Consider the following 17,757-nt stretch of genomic DNA (forward strand, 5'->3'; position numbering starts at 1 on the left):
CGGGGTGGTGCTGGCCATGCTGAAGGGATCTCCTGTCTCGCCCATCCAGACTAACCCGGCAAACCGGGTGTCTCAGCCGAGACTGTCAGAGAGGGCTTTGCGGCGCAGTCGGCCTGCAAATGCCGGTGAGCCTGATCATGGACGCGCCGATCACGCAGGCCCTCAACGGTGGCGGGCCCCTGGTCCAAGCCCAGGACGCAGGGATGATCACCTTCGGCTCCGCACCCCTGCACGGCGGTGACCTCCTCGACGCCATGACACCCGAACTGGTGGACCTGATCCGCCCCGGCCTCACGCCCGGCGCCGCCGGCCTTCTGGCCGCTGCGTCCTGCCCGGCCCTGGACGTCGTGCTGACCTCGGCGAGTAGCCACGCTCACTGGGACGATGCCGCCAGAGCCCTGGCCGTGCCTCTCACCCGCGAACACCTCAGGAGAGTGACCGATGAACTTGCCACCGGATGAGGCTGTCCAGGCCCTCATGACGGCGGCCCATGACCGGGCCGCCGCAAAGGTCGGCCTGATCTGCTCCGGGCCCCTGGTCTGGGGCTTCGCGGGCTTCACCCTGGGCCGCCGCTCGGGCCCTTACTGGCTGAGGGGCAGCCGGAGTCTGGTCAAGAACGCCGGACGCAAGCACGGGCAAGGAATCACCGGGGCCGACGCCTTGGTCCCGCGCGACGTACCGCGTCCGGCCGTCCACGGAACCTACGACTGGACCCAGGGCGAGTACGCCTTCGAGGCTGAGGTTTTGGACCTGGTGGCGCACCCCGTCGTGTCACCCCGAAGCCCGGAACTCAACCGCAACCCCGCTTTGCCCGAGGAGTGGTGGACGGAGCTGCGCCGCTCCCTCGACCGCCTGGTGGACGTGGAGGGAGTCAAGGAGACCATGCGGGACGACTGGATCGAGCGGGCCTTTCCTCAGTTCCTCGGCATCCCCGCCCCGGCCAGGATCGAGCGCGTCACCGGACACGGAGACCTGCACCGGGGCAACGTCACCGCCATGCCGCTGACGCTCCTGGACTGGGAACGCTGGGGCCGCGTCCCTGTGGGCTACGACCCCGGCCTCCTCCACGCTTACAGCCTTCGTGTCCCGCTCGTCGCCACTCACGTCCGCAGCCGCTTCGGGAACATCCTCAACACTCCCGCTGGCCGCATTGGGGAACTGGCCGCGCTCGCGGAAATGCTCCAAGCTGTCGCGCGCGGCCTCTACCCCAAGCTCGCACCGCTTCTCCTGGACCGCGCCGAAGAACTGACCGGCATCCGCCCGCCGGTCACGGCCCCGGCGGAGATAACTGCCTGACATCCCCTCTGCCCCAGGCCCCGGCACACTCCCCCCGCGCCGGGATCCTGGCGTGCCAACTGCCGCCCACGGGTCGACCGTTACCGAAATTGGCCGGTCACGTTCCAACGCCGGTGGCCGGAGCGGCTTTGGCCGGTGTCCTGTTCGGGTTGGGGTCGGGCATGTTCAGGGGGCCTTACGCTGTCCGGCAACTCGGGCAGGCTTTGATCCTGCCCGGAATTTGATCGAGTGGCCCCCTGGACTAGCCCGACGCGGGCCCCGAGCGGAACAGGTGGGTAAAGCCGTGGAGGCCACCGGCCCCAGCCCCGTGTGGGTGGACGGTAATTCGCGGTGACCTGTGCGGTCAGAGACCGTTGCAGCTCAGAGTGGTGCCGGATTGACTAGTAGCCTCCTGGGATTCTGATGGTGAGCAGGCGCTGTTCGTCAACCTCTTTGGGGATGTCGCAGTGTAGTTCGCGCTGGATCTTGCGGAAGGCACTCTCGAAGGCGATTGAACGGTCGCCACCTCCGATTGCCTCCCGGTAGCCCGTCAGTGACTCCAGGCGTTCGGGACGGGTTCCATAGTCCTGCTCAGGGAAGAGGGGGTCAAAGGATGATAGGACTTCGCCGTTTTCCGCATAGGAAATCCAAGCAGCCATCGAGTCACTCAGCTGGGCGGCTAGCGCGACTGAGCCGACGGAAACCCTTGCAAGAATCCCTTCCCCTGCAAGAAATGCGCCTTCGGATTCGACCACGAAAGACCAGTCCCCTAAGGTTCCGGCGCGCAACAGTGGGCCGTCGTCCACCAGAATCCCGGCATCGTGCAGTTCCTCGATGCTCAACTCCGGGACGATATCTTCGTCAATTTCTTCGCCGAGAGCCTTGATCGCCTCCGCCTCCATCCGATTGATCCCAATCGGATGAATGTCTTCCTTCCCTGCTCGCGCCAAGAGTTCCTTTGCGGAAATCCCCTTTGCGAAGATGACGCAATATCCGGTCTCGTACAGATTCGAATTGGGGAAAAGGTCCACAGTCATCCGACTGCCTCGCTTACTCGAAAGCTGGAAGGTCGGCCCGTCACGTGACAGGCCGACCCATGCGAATTCAGTTCCAACCTACCAGGGAAGTCCAGCCCCTGAGTTCACCCAGAAGGGGTCATTGTCGATGAGGCGCCATTTTTGGATTAGCCGCCCAAAATCGCCACCCACACCTTCGTTGTCAAACTTTGTCATGCTGGCGCGAGCGCACTTGGCCGTAGGTGAAGGCATCATGCCCTGGAGGAATCCAGGCCACATGAGTCCGAGCGTTGGAGCGCCACTGCTGTCCGTGGTGGCGTACACGAAGTACTGCTGGCATTCTGCACCAGATTTCACCCCCTGCGACCGGCCACTTTCCTTTGATCCTGCAAAAGGCCACTCGTCGCACTGAACTGGAGGCGGCGTGCTGGAACTCTCTCTGAACGTTCCATCGCATATGACGGAGCGGTTCATGCCCCCTTCAAGCTTGCTCGCCTCGCGGTGTAGGGGCTGCCCGTGGCCTTCCCACCCTGGGTGTGTGTTCATCGATTCCTGAGCCGCGGCAATATATTTACGCGCCCCGCTGTATATGGGATTCACGTCGAGAGTCATGATGGCTGCCGGTACGACACAACCTGCGTATGTGGCAAACTCATTGTCGCAACGGACTTTGTACTGCCCCCCGCCAGGCTGGCCATTTCCACCCCACCGAGCAGTCCCGGAAGTTCCGGCCATGCTGACAGTGATGGCGTAGTCGATGAGGAACTCTTTGTGACCGACATTTCCGGTCCAGGAGCGAGTCCATGTACCGTCGATTGAGCCGCCGACCGTAATGGGGCGAGGGGAAGACCAGGGCTGTGTGTCCTGCCGGCAGCTGCCATCGACCGAGCAGGTGGAATCAATCTTTACGGTCATGGCGGAAGTCGTTATTTCCGACTTCACGAGCTTAAAAGTAAGATGCTCGGAGAACTCGACTGACGAGATGGCTGTGTCGATTTCCTGCTCGATAATTCCAGTGGCCTTGCCGAGCGTGGCCCCGGTTTTCGTGTCGATGAGAAGAATCAACACGTTACGAACTGAGCAGATTGCAAAGCGCGTGACGACGGATTTGTCCATGGGTGCGGCGTCACACCAGACGCCACTGGAGGCCACCGGCGGCGCAAGCTGCTTAAATCCGGCCTGTTGCTGCGGGTGCTGAAACTCGAAGCAAACGGCTGTCTTCTGGCCTGACTTCCGAACCCGGGCCAGATTATTCTTCACGTCGTCGCAGCTTGATTGTGCTGCGGCTTGATGAGGTTCGGAGAGAACCTCGTATTTCTGTTTGTCGGGTCCGGTTCCGGGGTCTGGTGGACCGGAAGCCAATTGACCTTCCCTCGTTTCCAGCGCAGAAGCTCCCGCTGGGGGAGACCGGGCCGCCGGCTAGACCGGCGAGGCCGAGCTTTCCGATGTTTCACGTGAAACAGGGACGGATGTTTCACGTGAAACAGAGCCTGCCGGGCCGCTGTGGGCAAGGGCGAAGCCGCGGTTGGTCTCGGTCTGGCGGCGATAGGACTCCGGCAGCTCGGGCATGGTCAGCAACTGGTCGCAGGCCCGTAGCGAGGCGTCCATGTCGCCCACCCAGTACGCGGTGATGGAGTGCTCGAAGAGCAGCCCCCACTGGTACACCCAGGGCTGGACGAAGAGCAGGTCCTCCGGTGCCGGGCGCCCCAGGACCGACCCGGTGATCGCGTGGGCGGTGTGGTGGCGGCCCAACACCCTCAGTCTGGAGGCCAGTTCGTAACAGGCTTCCAGGCGGCTGGGCCGGAACTCCCAGGCACGCGAGAGGGCGTCCATGGCAGCCGGGAAGTCCCCCGACTCGCCGTTCAGCACGCCCGCTTGGAGCAGGGCGTAGTAGACCTCCTCATCCCAGCCGCCCATCGTCGCGCGGTGTTCGTACAGCCGGATCGCACCCTCGGTGTCGCCCATGTCCCGCAGGGTCTGGGCGAGATAGAAGACGGTACGAGCATTCGAAGGGTCGCGCTGGAACTCGGCGCTGAGCAGGCGGGCATCGCGTTCGAACTTGTCATGCCGTGAGCCGCCGTCGGCGTAGTCCTCGATGACGAGCGCATCGAGGTTCTCCTGGACTCCCGGGCGCTGATCGTTCTCGTCCGGGCGGTCGCAGGTGAGGTACTCGTGGGTGACGCCCTCGTACCGCCAGGCCCGGTCCGCACGCACCAGCCGTTTGATCCGGTACTCGGTCGGGCCCTCGTGGCGCAGCATGTACGAGTCGGCGGTGAGCGGGGGCAGCGGGCCGGCGCTGCGCAGGACGAGGTCGGCGTCGAGGAGCAGCAGGTAGTCGGCCTTGCCCCGGGCGTGGCTGATGTTGAGGCTCCGGTTGTACCCGAAGTTGGTCCAGGGCTCTTCGTGCAGTTCTCCGGGGATCCCGCGCAGGGCGCCCCGGATCAGCTCTTGGGTGCCGTCGGTGGAACCCGTGTCGGAGATGACCCAGGTGTCGATGAGGCCCCGTACGGAGTCGAGGCACCGCTCGATGACGGCGGACTCGTTCTTCACGATCATGCACAGGCAAATGGTCGGCTTCACGGCCGCCGACCCTAGGCAGGGGCCGGTGCGGGGCGGATGCGGCACGCCGGTGGCTGGACCCGGGTGGCCCCCGGGGGAACAGCCATGTGGCGGTGTGGGCTGCGCCGTTCTGCTGACCTATGGGCGAGGCGGTCCGCTTATCGGTTGAGGGTTCTTCAGGATGTCCGCGGAGTCCGGCTTCGTGTCCGGGCTCCGGAGAACCATTCGATCCCGGTGTGTGCGAGGAGCGGTAAATGAGTTCTGAAGACAGGTCCCGACTGCTGGGTCCGTTGCCCCGACGGGCCCGCTGGGTGGCTGGAGGCACCTTCGCCTCGGTGGCGCTGGTGCTGGCGAGCATCGCGGCCCCCGCCGTCGCGACGCCGCGCTCGGCGGAGACGGTGGCGGTTCCCGATGCCGGGGACCGCTGCCGGTCGAAGCACGACGACCCGGACAAGAAGGCCAAGGCCGGGAATCCGCCGAAGAGCGACAAGTGCGTGGGCCCGACGGGCCCCCGGGGCCCGAAGGGGCATACGGGCCCGACCGGCCCGACGGGCCCGACCGGTGGCACCGGTGCGACGGGTGCGACGGGTGCGACGGGTGCGACGGGTGCGACGGGTGCCACGGGTGCGACGGGTGCCACCGGTGCCACGGGCCCGACGGGCCCGACCGGTGCGACGGGTGCCACAGGCGCGACGGGCGCGACGGGTGCCACCGGTGCCACGGGCCCGACGGGCCCGACCGGTGCGACGGGTGCCACGGGCGCGACCGGCGCCACCGGGCCGTGCATCGACATCGACAGCTACTCCCCCTCGAACACCGAGGACTTCCACGCCGCGCTCGTGGGCGGCATCGCGTACGCGGGACGGGCATCCGTACCCGGCGGCGTGCCGGCCTGGCAGAACATCAGCAACGCCGACAACCCGGGCTTCCCCACGGGCGGGCGGGAGGGCATCGCCTGCGGAATCTCCATCGAGGCCCAGGGCAACGACGCGTACATCAAGGTTCTGACCACGACCGGGATGGTGTTCCAGACCCACGGTGATGTGAATGGCCAGACCTTCGTCTGGGACGAGGCCTGGACCCAGCTCCTGCCGGCCCCGAACCCGATGGTCGGACTCCGCAGCAAGGGCATCGAGTGGAAGGGCGATCTGGCCTACTCCGGTGCGCCCAACGGTCTGTAGCTCACTCCGGGTCGTGGTCCGGCCCGCCGAAGTCCGGGCTGGTGAAGTCCGGTGACGAGTAACCGGGACGGGGCCCCTGCTTGGGGGGCCCCGGGCTGGTGAAGTCGGGCCGGGTGTATCCCAGGTTGGGGATGCGCCCGGCCCCTGGCGTACGGGGGATCGGATACGCGGTTCCCGAGCTCGGATCGGCCAGCGCATCCCGTAGAAACGGAATGATGCCGCGCTCCAGCAGCGCGTTGCGCCAGGCCTCCCGGGCCCGCGAGACCTCGTCGGGCACCACCTCGGCCTCTTCCGCCACCACCTCGGTGGAGCTGTTGCGGACGGCCGTCAGGAGCAGCCCGATCACCGCGAAGAGCAGCGCGGCCACGGTGAGCCCGCCGAAGAGCCAACCAGCCGTCAGCATGGTGTCGGCGAAGGCGGGTTCGGGCTCGATCATCTTCAGGATGTAGCCGACCAGCAGGAAGATCAGCATGGCGGTGCCCGCCAGGACGGGTGCGAGGACGGCGACCACGGCGCTGATGCCCGCGCCCTCGCCGGTGCCCTGACCGGCGTCCTCGTGGCCCGTCACGGTCGGCGTGGACAGGATCTCGTCGCGCCGCTCGCCGCGCACCTTCACGTAGTGGTCGTACTCGGCGGCGGCGGCCGCCGCCAGCAGGTCGCTGGCGTCCATGGCCATGGTGCGCAGTTGTTCGGCGTTCAGCCGTTCGCCGAGGGTGGCGAGCTCGGGCCGTTCGCTCGGCGTGCGCAGCGCCTCGTCGAGGAGCCGATCGAACTCCGGTCGGTCTTCGGTCAGCAGGTGCGGAGCGCTGGTCATGTGCATCCCCCGATGCTCCGTAGAAGCCGGTTTGCCCGCGTAGACCCGGTCACCGGCACAAACGGAGGAGAGCCTGCTACGGATAGAGCGATGGTAGAGCGCCCACGCCACACGTTGACAGGGGCTTTCCGGAAATACCCCGCTCGGGGAACCCTCAGTCGTTCAGCGGGAGTTGTACGACGAGCAGTTTGCCCGCCATGGTCACCCCCCCGTCCATGGCGATGGCCAGCCCCTCCGCGTACACGTGCGGGCCGTCCACGGCCTCGGGGCCGCGGGACTCGTCGCCGTCCTCCGTGCCGACCTCGCCCAGCAGGTACGGGATGGGGCTGTGGCCGTGCACGACGCGGCTGCCTCCGTAGGTACCGAGCAGTTCGCGTACGGCCTGCGGCCCGGTCCCCTCGTCGCGGAAGGCGAACCGCTTGGTGAACTTGCGGAAGAGGTCCCAGGTGATGTCGGCGTCGTTGCGGTTGAGGAGCTCGTGGATGGTGTCGTTGACGTCCTCGATGGAGTCGCCGTAGTCGAGGTACGCGGTGGTGTCGGAGTGGAGGAGCAGGTGGTCCTCCTCCAGGACGGCCGCGTCCAGCCGTGACATCCACTGGAGGTGGACGTCCTGCAGGCGCTCCATGTCGGTGCGCTGGCCGCCGTTGAGGAGCCAGGCGGCTTGGAAGGTGGCGGTGCCGGCGCCCGAGTTGACGGGTGTGTCGCCGAACCGCTTGGCGCCGATGAGCAGGAGTTCGTGGTTGCCCATGAGTGCCTTGCAGTAGCCGCCCGCGGCGGCGGCCTCGGCGGACAGCCGCATGACCAGGTCGATGACGCCGATGCCGTCGGGGCCCCGGTCGGTGAAGTCGCCGAGGAACCAGAGACGGGCGTTGCCCGCGGACCAGCGCTGCTCGGTGTCGATGAGGCCTTGGGCGTGCAGTTCGGTGACGAGCTCGTCGAGGTAGCCGTGGACGTCGCCGACGACGTAGAGCGGGCCGGGGCCCGCGGCGGAGCGCTCCTGGGGGACGTACTGGACCTGGACGGTGTCTCCGGGGCCGCCGCGTCCGATGACCGGGAGGTCGCGGTGCGTCGGGGTGTAGCCCTCGGGGTCGCTCACCTCGGGTGCCTCGCTCATGGCGAGCGCGGGTACGCGTACGGGCGCGGCCGCGGTTGCGGCCTCGTATCCGGACTGAGCGGGCACGGTCGGCACGCTCTCGCCGTAGTACGCGGGGTACTCGCCGTACACGGGGGCCTCGCCGGAAAGCCCGGCGGATACGGCGTACGGGGCGGGTTCGGTGACCGGAACCCGGAAGTCCCGCAGCGTCTCCGTCCGCATCGCGGGTCCCTGACCGGCCCCCTGAGTCATCGACCCCTCCACCACCGTCGCGCTGCCGTACACCTGCGGACCCTTCTCACCTCAAGGGAGGAGGGTCCGTGATGTCGTGCGCCCATCATAGGAATGCGGCTCGCGCTCTGTGACGCACCAGGGGTGGTGAATCCTGTGCGGAGCCGATCGTTCCTACCAGTTTCTACCGATATCGGTGTTGCTGAATCCTCGGCCGGGCCGTTGGCCAGGCCGACCGGACGGTCTGGCGGTCAGTCCTTGGCCGGAGAACGGGGCGGACTGACGGTCGTACGGGGCTGCCTGCGCTGCGACGAGGTGCGGATGATCAGTTCGGTCGGGACGACTTGTTCGACGGGGCGTCCGGTGTCCACTCCCTCGATGGCGTCGATGAGCAGTTGTACGACGGCGGTGCCGATGCGGCGCGGTTTGAGGGAGAGGGTCGTGATGGGCGGTTCGGTGTTGGCGTACACGGTCGATTCGCTGCAGCACACGAGCAGCAGGTCCTCGGGGACGCGCAGGCCGTAGCGCCGGGCGGCGGCGAGCAGGTCGGTGCCGTTGGGGTCGAAGAGCCCGTAGACGGCATCGGGCCGGTCGGGGCGGGCGAGCAGCCGGTCGGCGGCCACGGCGCCCGCGCACGGGTCGTGGGCGGGGTAGGACTCGTAGACGGGGTCCTGGCCCACGCGCTCGCACCAGCTGAGGTAGGCGGTGGTGGAGAGCCGGGTGTAGGTGTCGGTGGTGGTTCCGGTCAGCAGCCCGATCCGGCGGGCGCCGGCGGCGGCGAGGTGGTCGAGCAGGTTGAGTACGGCGGCCTCGTGGTCGTTGTCGACCCAGGCGGTGACGGGGAGGGAGCCGGCCGGGCGGCCGTCGGAGACCACGGGCAGGCCTTGGCGGACCAGTTCGGTGACGACCGGATCGTGGTCGGAGGGGTCGATGACGACGGTGCCGTCGAGGGCCACGTTGGACCAGACGTCGTGTCGGGAGGTGGCTGGGAGGATGACCAGGGCGTAGCCGCGGGCGAGCGCGGCGGAGGTGGCGGCCCGGGCCATCTCGGCGAAGTAGGCGAATTCGGTGAAGGTGAAAGGTTCATCCCCGTACGTCGTCACGGTCAGGCCGATGAGGCCCGACTTGCCGGTACGGAGCGTGCGGGCCGCGGCGGAGGGGCGGTAGCCCAGCCGATCGGCGACCTCGCGAACGTGGCGGCGGGTGGCGTCCGGCAGCCGCCCCTTGCCATTGAGCGCGTCGGAGACGGTCGTGATCGAGACGCCCGCCGCAGCGGCCACGTCCCTGATGCCGGCCCGGCCCTGTCGGCCGGCGGCCCGCCGGGTGGTCTCGGTCCGGCTCACCTGGTGCTTCCCTGCTGCTGTCATGGCGAGCCGATAGTAGGGCTCGGTGGGCTGCGTGGTCCGGATGCATATGCAGCCGTTGACAGGCACGTTTCTGCATGGTTCGCCACCCCCAATGACCTTGGAAATGAAGGGTTTTAGTTGCAGGGGGTGAGCAGTGGGCTTGTCGTCGGGTCCGGGCATGCCAAAGCGGTACGGTCTCGGGCCGGTCTCAACTCACCTGCACGAGGGACGCGCGCCACGGCGCAGGCCACCGGCGTGCGCATATATGCGTGCGCTCCCCCGCATTCCTGGCACTCCCATTCTCGGGAGGGCGGAATCCTCATAAGGTGAGGAGTATTGAGTCGACGGCGACGTCGTACGGGATGGTCGAGGAGGACCTGTAGTGAGCGAGAAGAGCCCGAAGCTGCGCGCCGCACTGGACGGCATCCCTACGTACAAGCCGGGCAAGCCCGCGGCCGCGGGCGGGGCCGTCGCGTACAAGCTGTCCTCGAACGAGAACCCGTACCCGCCGCTCCCGGGCGTGCTGGAGAGCGCGGTCGCCGCCGCCGGGAACTTCAACCGCTACCCCGACATGGCGTGCTCGGGCCTGGTGGCGGAGCTCGCCGACCGGTTCGGCGTACCGGTCGAGCACATCGCGACCGGCACCGGCTCGGTGGGCGTTGCCCAGTCGCTGATCCAGTCGACGGCGGGCCCGGGCGACGAGGTCATGTACGCCTGGCGGTCCTTTGAGGCTTACCCGATCATCACGCAGATCTCCGGCGCGACGCCCGTTGAGGTCCCGCTGACCGCGGGGGACGTGCACGACCTGGACGCCATGGCCGACGCGATCACGGACCGGACGCGGCTGATCTTCGTCTGCAACCCCAACAACCCCACCGGCACCGTCGTGCGCCGGGCCGAGCTGGAGCGGTTCCTGGACCGGGTGCCCTCCGACGTGCTGGTGGTGCTGGACGAGGCGTACCGCGAGTTCATCCGGGACACCGAGGTGCCGGACGGCATCGAGCTCTACCGCACCCGCCCGAACGTCGCCGTGCTGCGTACGTTCTCCAAGGCGTACGGGCTGGCCGGCCTGCGGGTCGGCTTCGCGGTGGCGCACGAGCCGGTGGCCGCGGCCCTGCGCAAGACGGCGGTGCCCTTCGGCGTCAGCCAGCTCGCCCAGGACGCGGCGGTCGCCTCGCTGCGTGCCGAGGACGAGCTGATGGGCCGGGTCGGGGCGCTGGTCGGGGAGCGCGAGCGGGTGCACACGACGCTGCTGGCCCAGGGCTGGACCGTGGTCCCGGAGACGCAGGCGAACTTCGTGTGGATGCGGCTGGGGGAGCGGACCGCGGAGTTCGCTCAGGCCTGCGAGAAGGCCGGTGTGGTGGTCCGGCCCTTCGCGGGCGAGGGCCTGCGGGTCACGATCGGTGAGTCCGAGGCGAACGACATCTTCCTGCACACGGCAGGGGCGTTCTTCAAGGAGCTGTAGCACCGCCGCGGTGCCACGGCGTGGACGGCATGGACGGCGTGACCGGTGCGGTTACGCCAGTTCCACGCGGACGGGGTCGCCGTCGCGGACGGTGGCGAGCAGGCGGGGGTCGCCGTCGAACGAGCCGAGGACGTTGCAGGGGCTCGCCAGGCGGCTCTCGCCACCGCGCGAGATGGGCGTCGGGCCGTAGGGCAGCGCGAGTGCGTCGCCCTCGGTCCAGAACGCGACGGTGCCCGGGTCGACGACCTGCCGGGCGCCGGGCTCCAGGGCCACGGAGACGCCCGTGTCGAAGTAGACCTCCTCGCCCCAGGTGTTGGCGGAGGCCGAGATCGGGAGCGCATCGGCCAGGGCCTTGGCGGTCGGAGTCTCGTCGAGGGTCGCGGTGAGCTGGCCCGAGGGCCAGGAGATTCGTATCTGCATGCGCCAGATTCAACAATCTGTTGAAGATATTGGCTAGAGGGGACCCCCGTCGAAAGTTGCCGACAGCAGTACGACATAATGCTTGTGAATGTGAACGCGTTCACAAGCGTGTCCTGCTTTTTCCAGGATTGAGTGGGACACAACAGGCAAACTGCCGCAGTGACCACGGCGACCCGAAGGAGACCGACGACGTGGACGTAGCGTTGGCGCCAGAGACATTGGCGCGATGGCAGTTCGGCATTACCACCGTCTACCACTTCCTCTTCGTCCCCCTGACGATCTCGCTCGCCGCGCTGACCGCCGGCCTGCAGACCGCGTGGGTGCGCACCGAGAAGGAGAAGTACCTCAGGGCGACGAAGTTCTGGGGCAAGCTCTTCTTGATCAATATTGCGATGGGTGTCGTCACCGGCATCGTCCAGGAGTTCCAGTTCGGCATGAACTGGTCCGACTACTCGCGCTTCGTCGGCGACATCTTCGGAGCCCCGCTGGCCTTCGAGGCGCTCATCGCCTTCTTCTTCGAGTCGACGTTCATCGGGCTGTGGATCTTCGGCTGGGACAAGCTGCCGAAGAAGATCCACCTGGCCTGCATCTGGATGGTCTCGATCGGCACCATCCTCTCCGCGTACTTCATCCTCGCGGCCAATTCCTGGATGCAGCACCCGGTCGGCTACCGGATCAACGAGGAGCGGGGCAGGGCCGAGCTCACCGACTTCTGGCTGGTGCTCACCCAGAACACCGCACTGACCCAGTTCTTCCACACCATGACGGCGGCCTTCCTGGTCGGCGGCGCGTTCATGGTCGGCATCGCGGCCTACCACCTCGCCCGCAAGAAGCACATCCCCGTGATGCGTACCTCGCTGCGGCTCGGCCTGATCACCCTGATCATCGCCGGACTCGGCACCGCCATCAGCGGTGACCTGCTCGGCAAGGTCATGTTCAAGCAGCAGCCGATGAAGATGGCCGCCGCCGAGGCGCTCTGGGACGGCCAGGCACCGGCACCCTTCTCGATCTTCGCCTACGGCGATGTCGACAAGGGCCACAACAAGGTCGCGATAGAGGTCCCTGGACTGCTGTCCTTCCTGGCCAACGACGACTTCACGTCGTTCGTCCCGGGCATCAACGACGTGAACAAGGCCGAGCAGGAGAAGTTCGGGCCCGGCGACTACCGGCCCAACATCGCCGTCGCCTACTGGGGCTTCCGCTGGATGATCGGCTTCGGCATGGCCTCCCTCGGCATCGGAATGCTGGGGCTGTGGCTGACCCGCAAGAAGTTCATGCTGCCGCCGGGGCTGCGCACCGGTGAGGGCGAGGTCCCGCACCTGGTCCTCTTCAAGAAGGCGCTGAACCCCAGGTTCACCAACCTGTACTGGATCGTCGCGCTCTGGACCATGGGCTTCCCGCTGATCGCCAACTCCTGGGGCTGGATCTTCACCGAGATGGGCCGCCAGCCGTGGGTGGTCTACGGAGTCCTGCGCACCAGGGACGCGGTTTCGCCGGGCGTCTCCCAGGGCGAGGTGCTCACCTCGATGATCGGCTTCACACTCCTCTACGCCGTGCTCGCGGTCATCGAGGTCAAGCTGCTCGTGAAGTACGTCAAGGCCGGCCCGCCCGAGCTCACCGAGGCCGATCTCAACCCGCCCACCAAGATCGGTGGAGACGACAAGAACCCCGACCGGCCGATGGCCTTCTCGTACTGAGGCTGAGGAGACCACACCATGCAACTCCATGACGTCTGGTTCGTACTCATCGCCGTCCTGTGGATCGGCTACTTCTTCCTGGAGGGCTTCGACTTCGGAGTCGGCGTACTGACCAAGCTGCTCGCCCGGGACCGCAAGGAGAAGCGGGTCCTGATCAACACGATCGGACCCGTCTGGGACGGCAACGAGGTCTGGCTGCTCACCGCGGGCGGCGCGACGTTCGCCGCCTTCCCCGATTGGTACGCCACCCTCTTCTCAGGGCTCTACCTGCCGCTGCTGATCATCCTGGTCTGCCTCATCATCCGTGGCGTCTCCTTCGAGTACCGCCACAAGCGGCCCGAGGACAAGTGGCAGACCAACTGGGAACACGCGATCTTCTGGACCTCGCTGATCCCCGCGTTCCTGTGGGGCGTGGCCTTCGCCAACATCGTGCGGGGCGTGAAGATCGACGAGCACAAGGAGTACGTCGGCACCTTCCTCGACCTCCTCAACGGCTACTCGATCCTCGGCGGGCTGGTCACCCTCACCCTGTTCACCTTCCACGGCGCGGTCTTCACCTCGCTCAAGACGGTCGGTGACATCCGGGATCGCTCGCGCCAACTGGCCACCCGGCTGGGTGTGGTCACCGCGGTGCTGGCGCTCGTGTTCCTGATCTGGACCCAGGTCTCGCGCGGTGACGGCGGGAGCCTGATCGCGATGATCGTCGCCGTGCTGGCTCTCGTCGGGGCACTGGGCTTCAACCTGGCGGGCCGCGAGGGCTGGTCGTTCACACTGTCCGGGGTCACCATCGTGGCTGCCGTCGCGATGCTGTTCCTGACGCTCTTCCCGAACGTCATGCCCTCCTCGCTCGACGATGCCTGGAGCCTCACGGTCACCAACGCCTCGTCCAGCCCGTACACCCTGAAGATCATGACCTGGCTCGCGGGAGTGGCCACGCCGCTCGTCCTGCTCTACCAGGGCTGGACCTACTGGGTGTTCCGCAAGCGGATCGGGACGCAGCACATCGCCGATGCGCACTGACGCCCGCTGACGGCTCGGCCGCCGACCCTCCTGTTTGACCCTGCCTTGGGGGATGTTTCACGTGAAACCGATCGACCCGCGCCTGCTCCGGTACGCCCGCTCCACCCGCCTCTTCCTGGGGGCGGTGGTAGCGCTGGGCCTTGCCGGGGCGGGGCTGGTCGTCGGTCAGGCGGTGCTCATCGCCCAGATCGTGGTGGGCGCATTCGAGGAGGGCCTGGACGGGGCGGCGCTCCGGACACCGCTGCTGCTGCTCGCGGCGGTGGCGCTGGGGCGCGGCCTGGTGGCCTGGCTCACGGAGCTGGCCGCGCACCGGGCCAGCGCGGCGGTCAAGTCGGAGCTCCGGGGCCGGCTGCTGGAGCGGGCCGCCGACCTGGGGCCCGGCTGGCTGGGCGGCCGGCGGACCGGATCCCTGGTGGCCCTCGCCACCCGGGGCGTGGACGCGCTCGACGACTACTTCTCCCGCTACCTGCCCCAGTTGGGGCTCGCGGTGGTCGTACCGGTCGCGGTCCTGGCCCGGATCGTCACCGAGGACTGGGTGTCGGCGGCCATCATCGTGGTCACGCTGCCGCTGATCCCCCTGTTCATGGCACTGATCGGCATGGCCACACAGTCCCGGATGGACCGCCAGTGGCGGCTGCTGTCCCGGCTGTCGGGACACTTCCTGGACGTGGTCGCCGGACTGCCGACCCTCAAGGTGTTCGGGCGAGCCAAGGCCCAGGCGGAGTCGATCCGGAAGATCACCGACGACTACCGGCGGGCGACGATGCGGACGCTGCGCATCGCCTTCCTGTCGTCGTTCGCCCTGGAGCTGCTGGCGACCCTGTCGGTGGCGCTGGTGGCCGTGACCATCGGCATGCGGCTCGTCCACGGTGAACTGGACCTGTACACCGGCCTCGTCATCCTGATCCTGGCACCCGAGGCGTACCTGCCGCTGCGGCAGGTGGGCGCGCAGTACCACGCGGCGGCGGAGGGGCTGTCCGCCGCCGAGGAGATCTTCGAGGTCCTGGAGACCCCGGTCCCGCAGGCCGGGGGCACGGCCTCCGTCCCGGCCGGCGGGGCGGGGCTGCGGATCGAGCTGGACGGGGTCGCCGTCCGCTACCCGGGCCGCGGCGAGGATTCGCCCGCTCCGGTCTCGCTCGTCGTGGAACCGGGCGAATGCGTCGCCCTCACCGGGCCGAGCGGGGCGGGCAAGTCCACACTGCTCCAGGTGCTGCTCGGATTCGTCACGCCGACCGCGGGCGGTGTGCGGGTCGGCGGTGTGGACCTGGCCGAGCTGTCCCCGGAGCAGTGGCGCGAGCGGATCGCCTGGGTCCCGCAGCGGCCGCACCTGTTCGCGGGCACGATCGCCGAGAACGTACGGCTGGCGCGGCCGGGCGCGTCCGCGGAGGCGGTCGCCGCGGCCCTGCGGGACGCCGGGGCCCGGGAGTTCGTGGCCGCGCTGCCGCGGGGTGCCGACACGCTGCTGGGTGAGGGCGGAGCCGGCCTGTCCGCCGGGCAGCGCCAGCGCCTCGCGCTCGCGCGGGCCTTCCTCGCCGACCGCCCGCTGCTCCTGCTGGACGAGCCGACGGCCGCACTGGACGGGGAGACCGAAGCCGCGGTGGTGGAGGCGGTACGCCGACTCGCCGTGGGGCGCACCGTCCTGCTGGTCGTGCACCGGCCGGCGCTGCTGGCCGTCGCGGACCGGGTGGTCGCGGTGGGCGCCGGCCCCGCGGGGCAGGCCCCCGTACCGGATCCACAGCACCAGCCCGTGGCGGCCGCGCCCCGGTCCGCCGAACCGGGGGCGACCCCGGTGCGGGATCCCGGGGAGTGGATCCTCGGGGCCGCGCCCGAGCAGGCGGAGAGGGCCGCGGGGAAGGACTCGGGCGGAGCCGACCCGCTCAGCCGGGTCAGGGCCGTGGCCAGTGCCTGGCAGGGGCGGTTCAGGCTGGGACTGCTGCTCGGGGCGCTCGCCGTGGGGTGCAGCGTCGGGCTGATGGCCGTCTCCGGGTGGCTGATCTCGCGGGCCTCGGAGCAGCCGCCCGTGCTCTACCTGATGGTGGCCGTCACCGCGACGAGGGCGTTCGGTATGGGCCGGGCCGTCTTCCGGTACGCGGAGCGGCTCGTGTCGCACGACGCCGTACTGCGCATGCTCGCCGACCTGAGGGTCTCCGTGTACCGGCAGTTGGAGCGCATCGCCCCCGCCGGGCTGCGCGAGCAGCGGCGCGGTGACCTGCTGGCCCGCCTGGTGTCCGACGCGGACGCCCTCCAGGACTACTGGCTGCGCTGGCTGCTCCCGGTCGGCACCGCGGTGCTCGTCGGGACCGGATCGGTCGCCTTCACCGCCTGGCTGCTGCCCGAAGCCGGGGCCGCTCTCGCCGTGGGACTGCTCGCCGCCGGTGTCGCGGTGCCCCTCGTCAGCGGGGCCTGCGCCCGGCGGGCGGAGCGGCGGCTCGCCCCCGCCCGGGGCGAGCTCGCCACCCGGGTGGCCGATCTGCTCACCGGTACCGCCGAGCTGACCGTCGCCGGCGCACTCGGCGGGCGCAAGGACGCCGCGCGGCAGAGCGACCGTACGCTGACCTCGATCGCCGCCCGCGGGGCCGCCGCCACCGGACTCGGGAGCGGGCTGACCGCCCTGGTGTGCGGGCTCACCGTGGTGGCCGCGGCCGCCGTCGCCGCCGACGCGGTGCACGACGGTCGGCTGTCCGGGGTGGCCATGGCCGTCGCCGTACTGACTCCGCTCGCCGCCTTCGAGGCCGTCACCGGGCTTCCGCTGGCCGTCCAGTACCGCCAGCGGGTGCGCCGCAGTGCCGAGCGGGTCTACGAGGTCATCGACGCACCGGTGCCGGTCGCCGAACCGGAGCAGGTGCGCGAGGCGCCCGCCTCGCCCTTCCCGCTGAGGCTGGCCGGGCTCACCACCCGCCACCACGGCCAGGAGCGCGACGCGCTGCACGGGCTGAACCTGACTCTGGAGGCCGGCCGCCGCATCGCGGTCGTCGGCCCCTCGGGTGCGGGCAAGACCACGCTGGCCCAGGTCCTGCTGAGGTTCCTGGACCCGCACGAGGGCTCGTACACCCTCGGCGGCATCGACGCGCGCACGCTCGACGGCGACGCGGTACGCCGGTTCGTGGGGCTGTGCGCCCAGGACGCGCACATCTTCGACAGCTCGGTACGGGAGAACCTGCGGCTGGCCCGCACCGGGGCGAGCGAGGCCCAGCTGCGCGAGGCGCTCGCGGCCGCCCGGCTGCTGGACTGGGCCGACGGCCTCCCGGACGGCCTGGACACCCTGGTCGGCGAGCACGGCGAACGGATCTCCGGCGGCCAGCGCCAGCGGCTGGCCCTGGCGCGGGCGCTGCTCGCGGACTTCCCGGTGCTCGTCCTGGACGAGCCGGCCGAGCATCTGGACCTGGCGACCGCGGACGCCCTGACGGCGGACCTGCTGGCCGCGACCGAGGGCCGGACCACCGTGCTGATCACGCACCGGCTCGCCGGCCTGGAGGCGGTCGACGAGGTGCTCGTGCTGGACGGCGGACACGTCGTGCAGCGCGGCCCGTACGCGGAACTGGCGGCCGTCGAAGGGCCGCTGCGGCGGCTGCTGGAGCGCGAAAGGGAGGTCGACGGCGCCCTGGCCGACTTTCCTCAATAAATGGGACTAACTAGGCTC

The 17,757-nt window shown here is 68.9% G+C and carries 14 protein-coding genes; 7 read left to right on the top strand and 7 right to left on the bottom strand.

Annotated elements, in window-relative coordinates; translation table 11 throughout:
* Positions 1-137 precede the first annotated feature (137 nt).
* Both AB0M99_RS30000 and AB0M99_RS30005 read left to right on the top strand, forming a co-directional pair.
* On the top strand, positions 138-461 hold the full coding sequence (locus tag AB0M99_RS30000) for a hypothetical protein (protein WP_365925925.1): 324 nt from the start codon (positions 138-140) through the stop codon (positions 459-461).
* A complete protein-coding gene (locus AB0M99_RS30005; protein ID WP_365925927.1) occupies positions 442-1,296 on the top strand; it encodes a hypothetical protein in 855 nt (284 codons plus the stop codon). Before AB0M99_RS30000 ends, AB0M99_RS30005 begins: the two co-directional genes overlap by 20 nt.
* 380 nt (positions 1,297-1,676) lie before the next feature.
* Here AB0M99_RS30005 and AB0M99_RS30010 read toward each other — a convergent pair whose 3' ends face one another.
* The 3 genes from AB0M99_RS30010 to AB0M99_RS30020 form a co-directional block, all read right to left on the bottom strand.
* Complete coding sequence (locus tag AB0M99_RS30010) at positions 1,677-2,312, bottom strand: DUF6461 domain-containing protein (protein WP_365925928.1); 636 nt, start codon at positions 2,310-2,312, stop codon at positions 1,677-1,679.
* A gap of 78 nt (positions 2,313-2,390) precedes the next feature.
* On the bottom strand, positions 2,391-3,551 hold the full coding sequence (locus AB0M99_RS30015; RefSeq protein ID WP_365925930.1) for a hypothetical protein: 1,161 nt from the start codon (positions 3,549-3,551) through the stop codon (positions 2,391-2,393).
* A 159-nt stretch (positions 3,552-3,710) separates the two neighbouring features.
* Positions 3,711-4,871 carry a glycosyltransferase gene (locus AB0M99_RS30020; protein WP_365925932.1) on the bottom strand — a complete coding sequence of 387 codons (1,161 nt, stop codon included), beginning with the start codon at positions 4,869-4,871 and terminating at the stop codon, positions 3,711-3,713.
* A gap of 233 nt (positions 4,872-5,104) precedes the next feature.
* Between AB0M99_RS30020 and AB0M99_RS30025 the strand changes: the two genes are divergently transcribed.
* Positions 5,105-6,031: a hypothetical protein gene (locus AB0M99_RS30025; RefSeq protein WP_365925934.1), complete on the top strand. Its 927-nt coding sequence runs from the start codon at positions 5,105-5,107 to the stop codon at positions 6,029-6,031.
* Between the two features lies 1 nt (position 6,032).
* Here the strand turns inward: AB0M99_RS30025 and AB0M99_RS30030 are convergent, their stop codons facing one another.
* The 3 genes from AB0M99_RS30030 to AB0M99_RS30040 form a co-directional block, all read right to left on the bottom strand.
* Positions 6,033-6,851 (bottom strand): hypothetical protein, encoded by an 819-nt coding sequence (locus AB0M99_RS30030; RefSeq protein WP_365925936.1) that lies wholly within the window; start codon positions 6,849-6,851, stop codon positions 6,033-6,035.
* Between the two features lie 148 nt (positions 6,852-6,999).
* Positions 7,000-8,205: a metallophosphoesterase gene (locus AB0M99_RS30035; protein ID WP_365926035.1), complete on the bottom strand. Its 1,206-nt coding sequence runs from the start codon at positions 8,203-8,205 to the stop codon at positions 7,000-7,002.
* A gap of 215 nt (positions 8,206-8,420) precedes the next feature.
* Complete coding sequence (locus tag AB0M99_RS30040; protein ID WP_266627634.1) at positions 8,421-9,536, bottom strand: LacI family DNA-binding transcriptional regulator; 1,116 nt, start codon at positions 9,534-9,536, stop codon at positions 8,421-8,423.
* Positions 9,537-9,897: 361 nt separating this feature from the next.
* Between AB0M99_RS30040 and hisC the strand changes: the two genes are divergently transcribed.
* Complete coding sequence (gene hisC, locus AB0M99_RS30045) at positions 9,898-10,980, top strand: histidinol-phosphate transaminase (protein ID WP_365925938.1); 1,083 nt, start codon at positions 9,898-9,900, stop codon at positions 10,978-10,980.
* Positions 10,981-11,031: 51 nt separating this feature from the next.
* Here the strand turns inward: hisC and AB0M99_RS30050 are convergent, their stop codons facing one another.
* Positions 11,032-11,400 (bottom strand): cyclophilin-like fold protein, encoded by a 369-nt coding sequence (locus tag AB0M99_RS30050; protein WP_365925940.1) that lies wholly within the window; start codon positions 11,398-11,400, stop codon positions 11,032-11,034.
* 191 nt (positions 11,401-11,591) lie between these two features.
* On the opposite strand from AB0M99_RS30050, the gene AB0M99_RS30055 reads away from it, so the two are divergent.
* From AB0M99_RS30055 to cydD, 3 genes are all read left to right on the top strand, one after another.
* Positions 11,592-13,097: a cytochrome ubiquinol oxidase subunit I gene (locus AB0M99_RS30055; RefSeq protein ID WP_365925942.1), complete on the top strand. Its 1,506-nt coding sequence runs from the start codon at positions 11,592-11,594 to the stop codon at positions 13,095-13,097.
* An 18-nt stretch (positions 13,098-13,115) separates the two neighbouring features.
* Positions 13,116-14,117 carry a cytochrome d ubiquinol oxidase subunit II gene (cydB, locus tag AB0M99_RS30060; protein WP_365925944.1) on the top strand — a complete coding sequence of 334 codons (1,002 nt, stop codon included), beginning with the start codon at positions 13,116-13,118 and terminating at the stop codon, positions 14,115-14,117.
* A gap of 61 nt (positions 14,118-14,178) precedes the next feature.
* A complete protein-coding gene (gene cydD / locus AB0M99_RS30065) occupies positions 14,179-17,739 on the top strand; it encodes a thiol reductant ABC exporter subunit CydD (protein ID WP_365925946.1) in 3,561 nt (1,186 codons plus the stop codon).
* Positions 17,740-17,757: the final 18 nt, after the last annotated feature.

Origin of the sequence: Streptomyces sp. NPDC051183 (assembly GCF_040682455.1) — a bacterium.
Classification (GTDB): Bacteria; Actinomycetota; Actinomycetes; order Streptomycetales; family Streptomycetaceae; genus Streptomyces.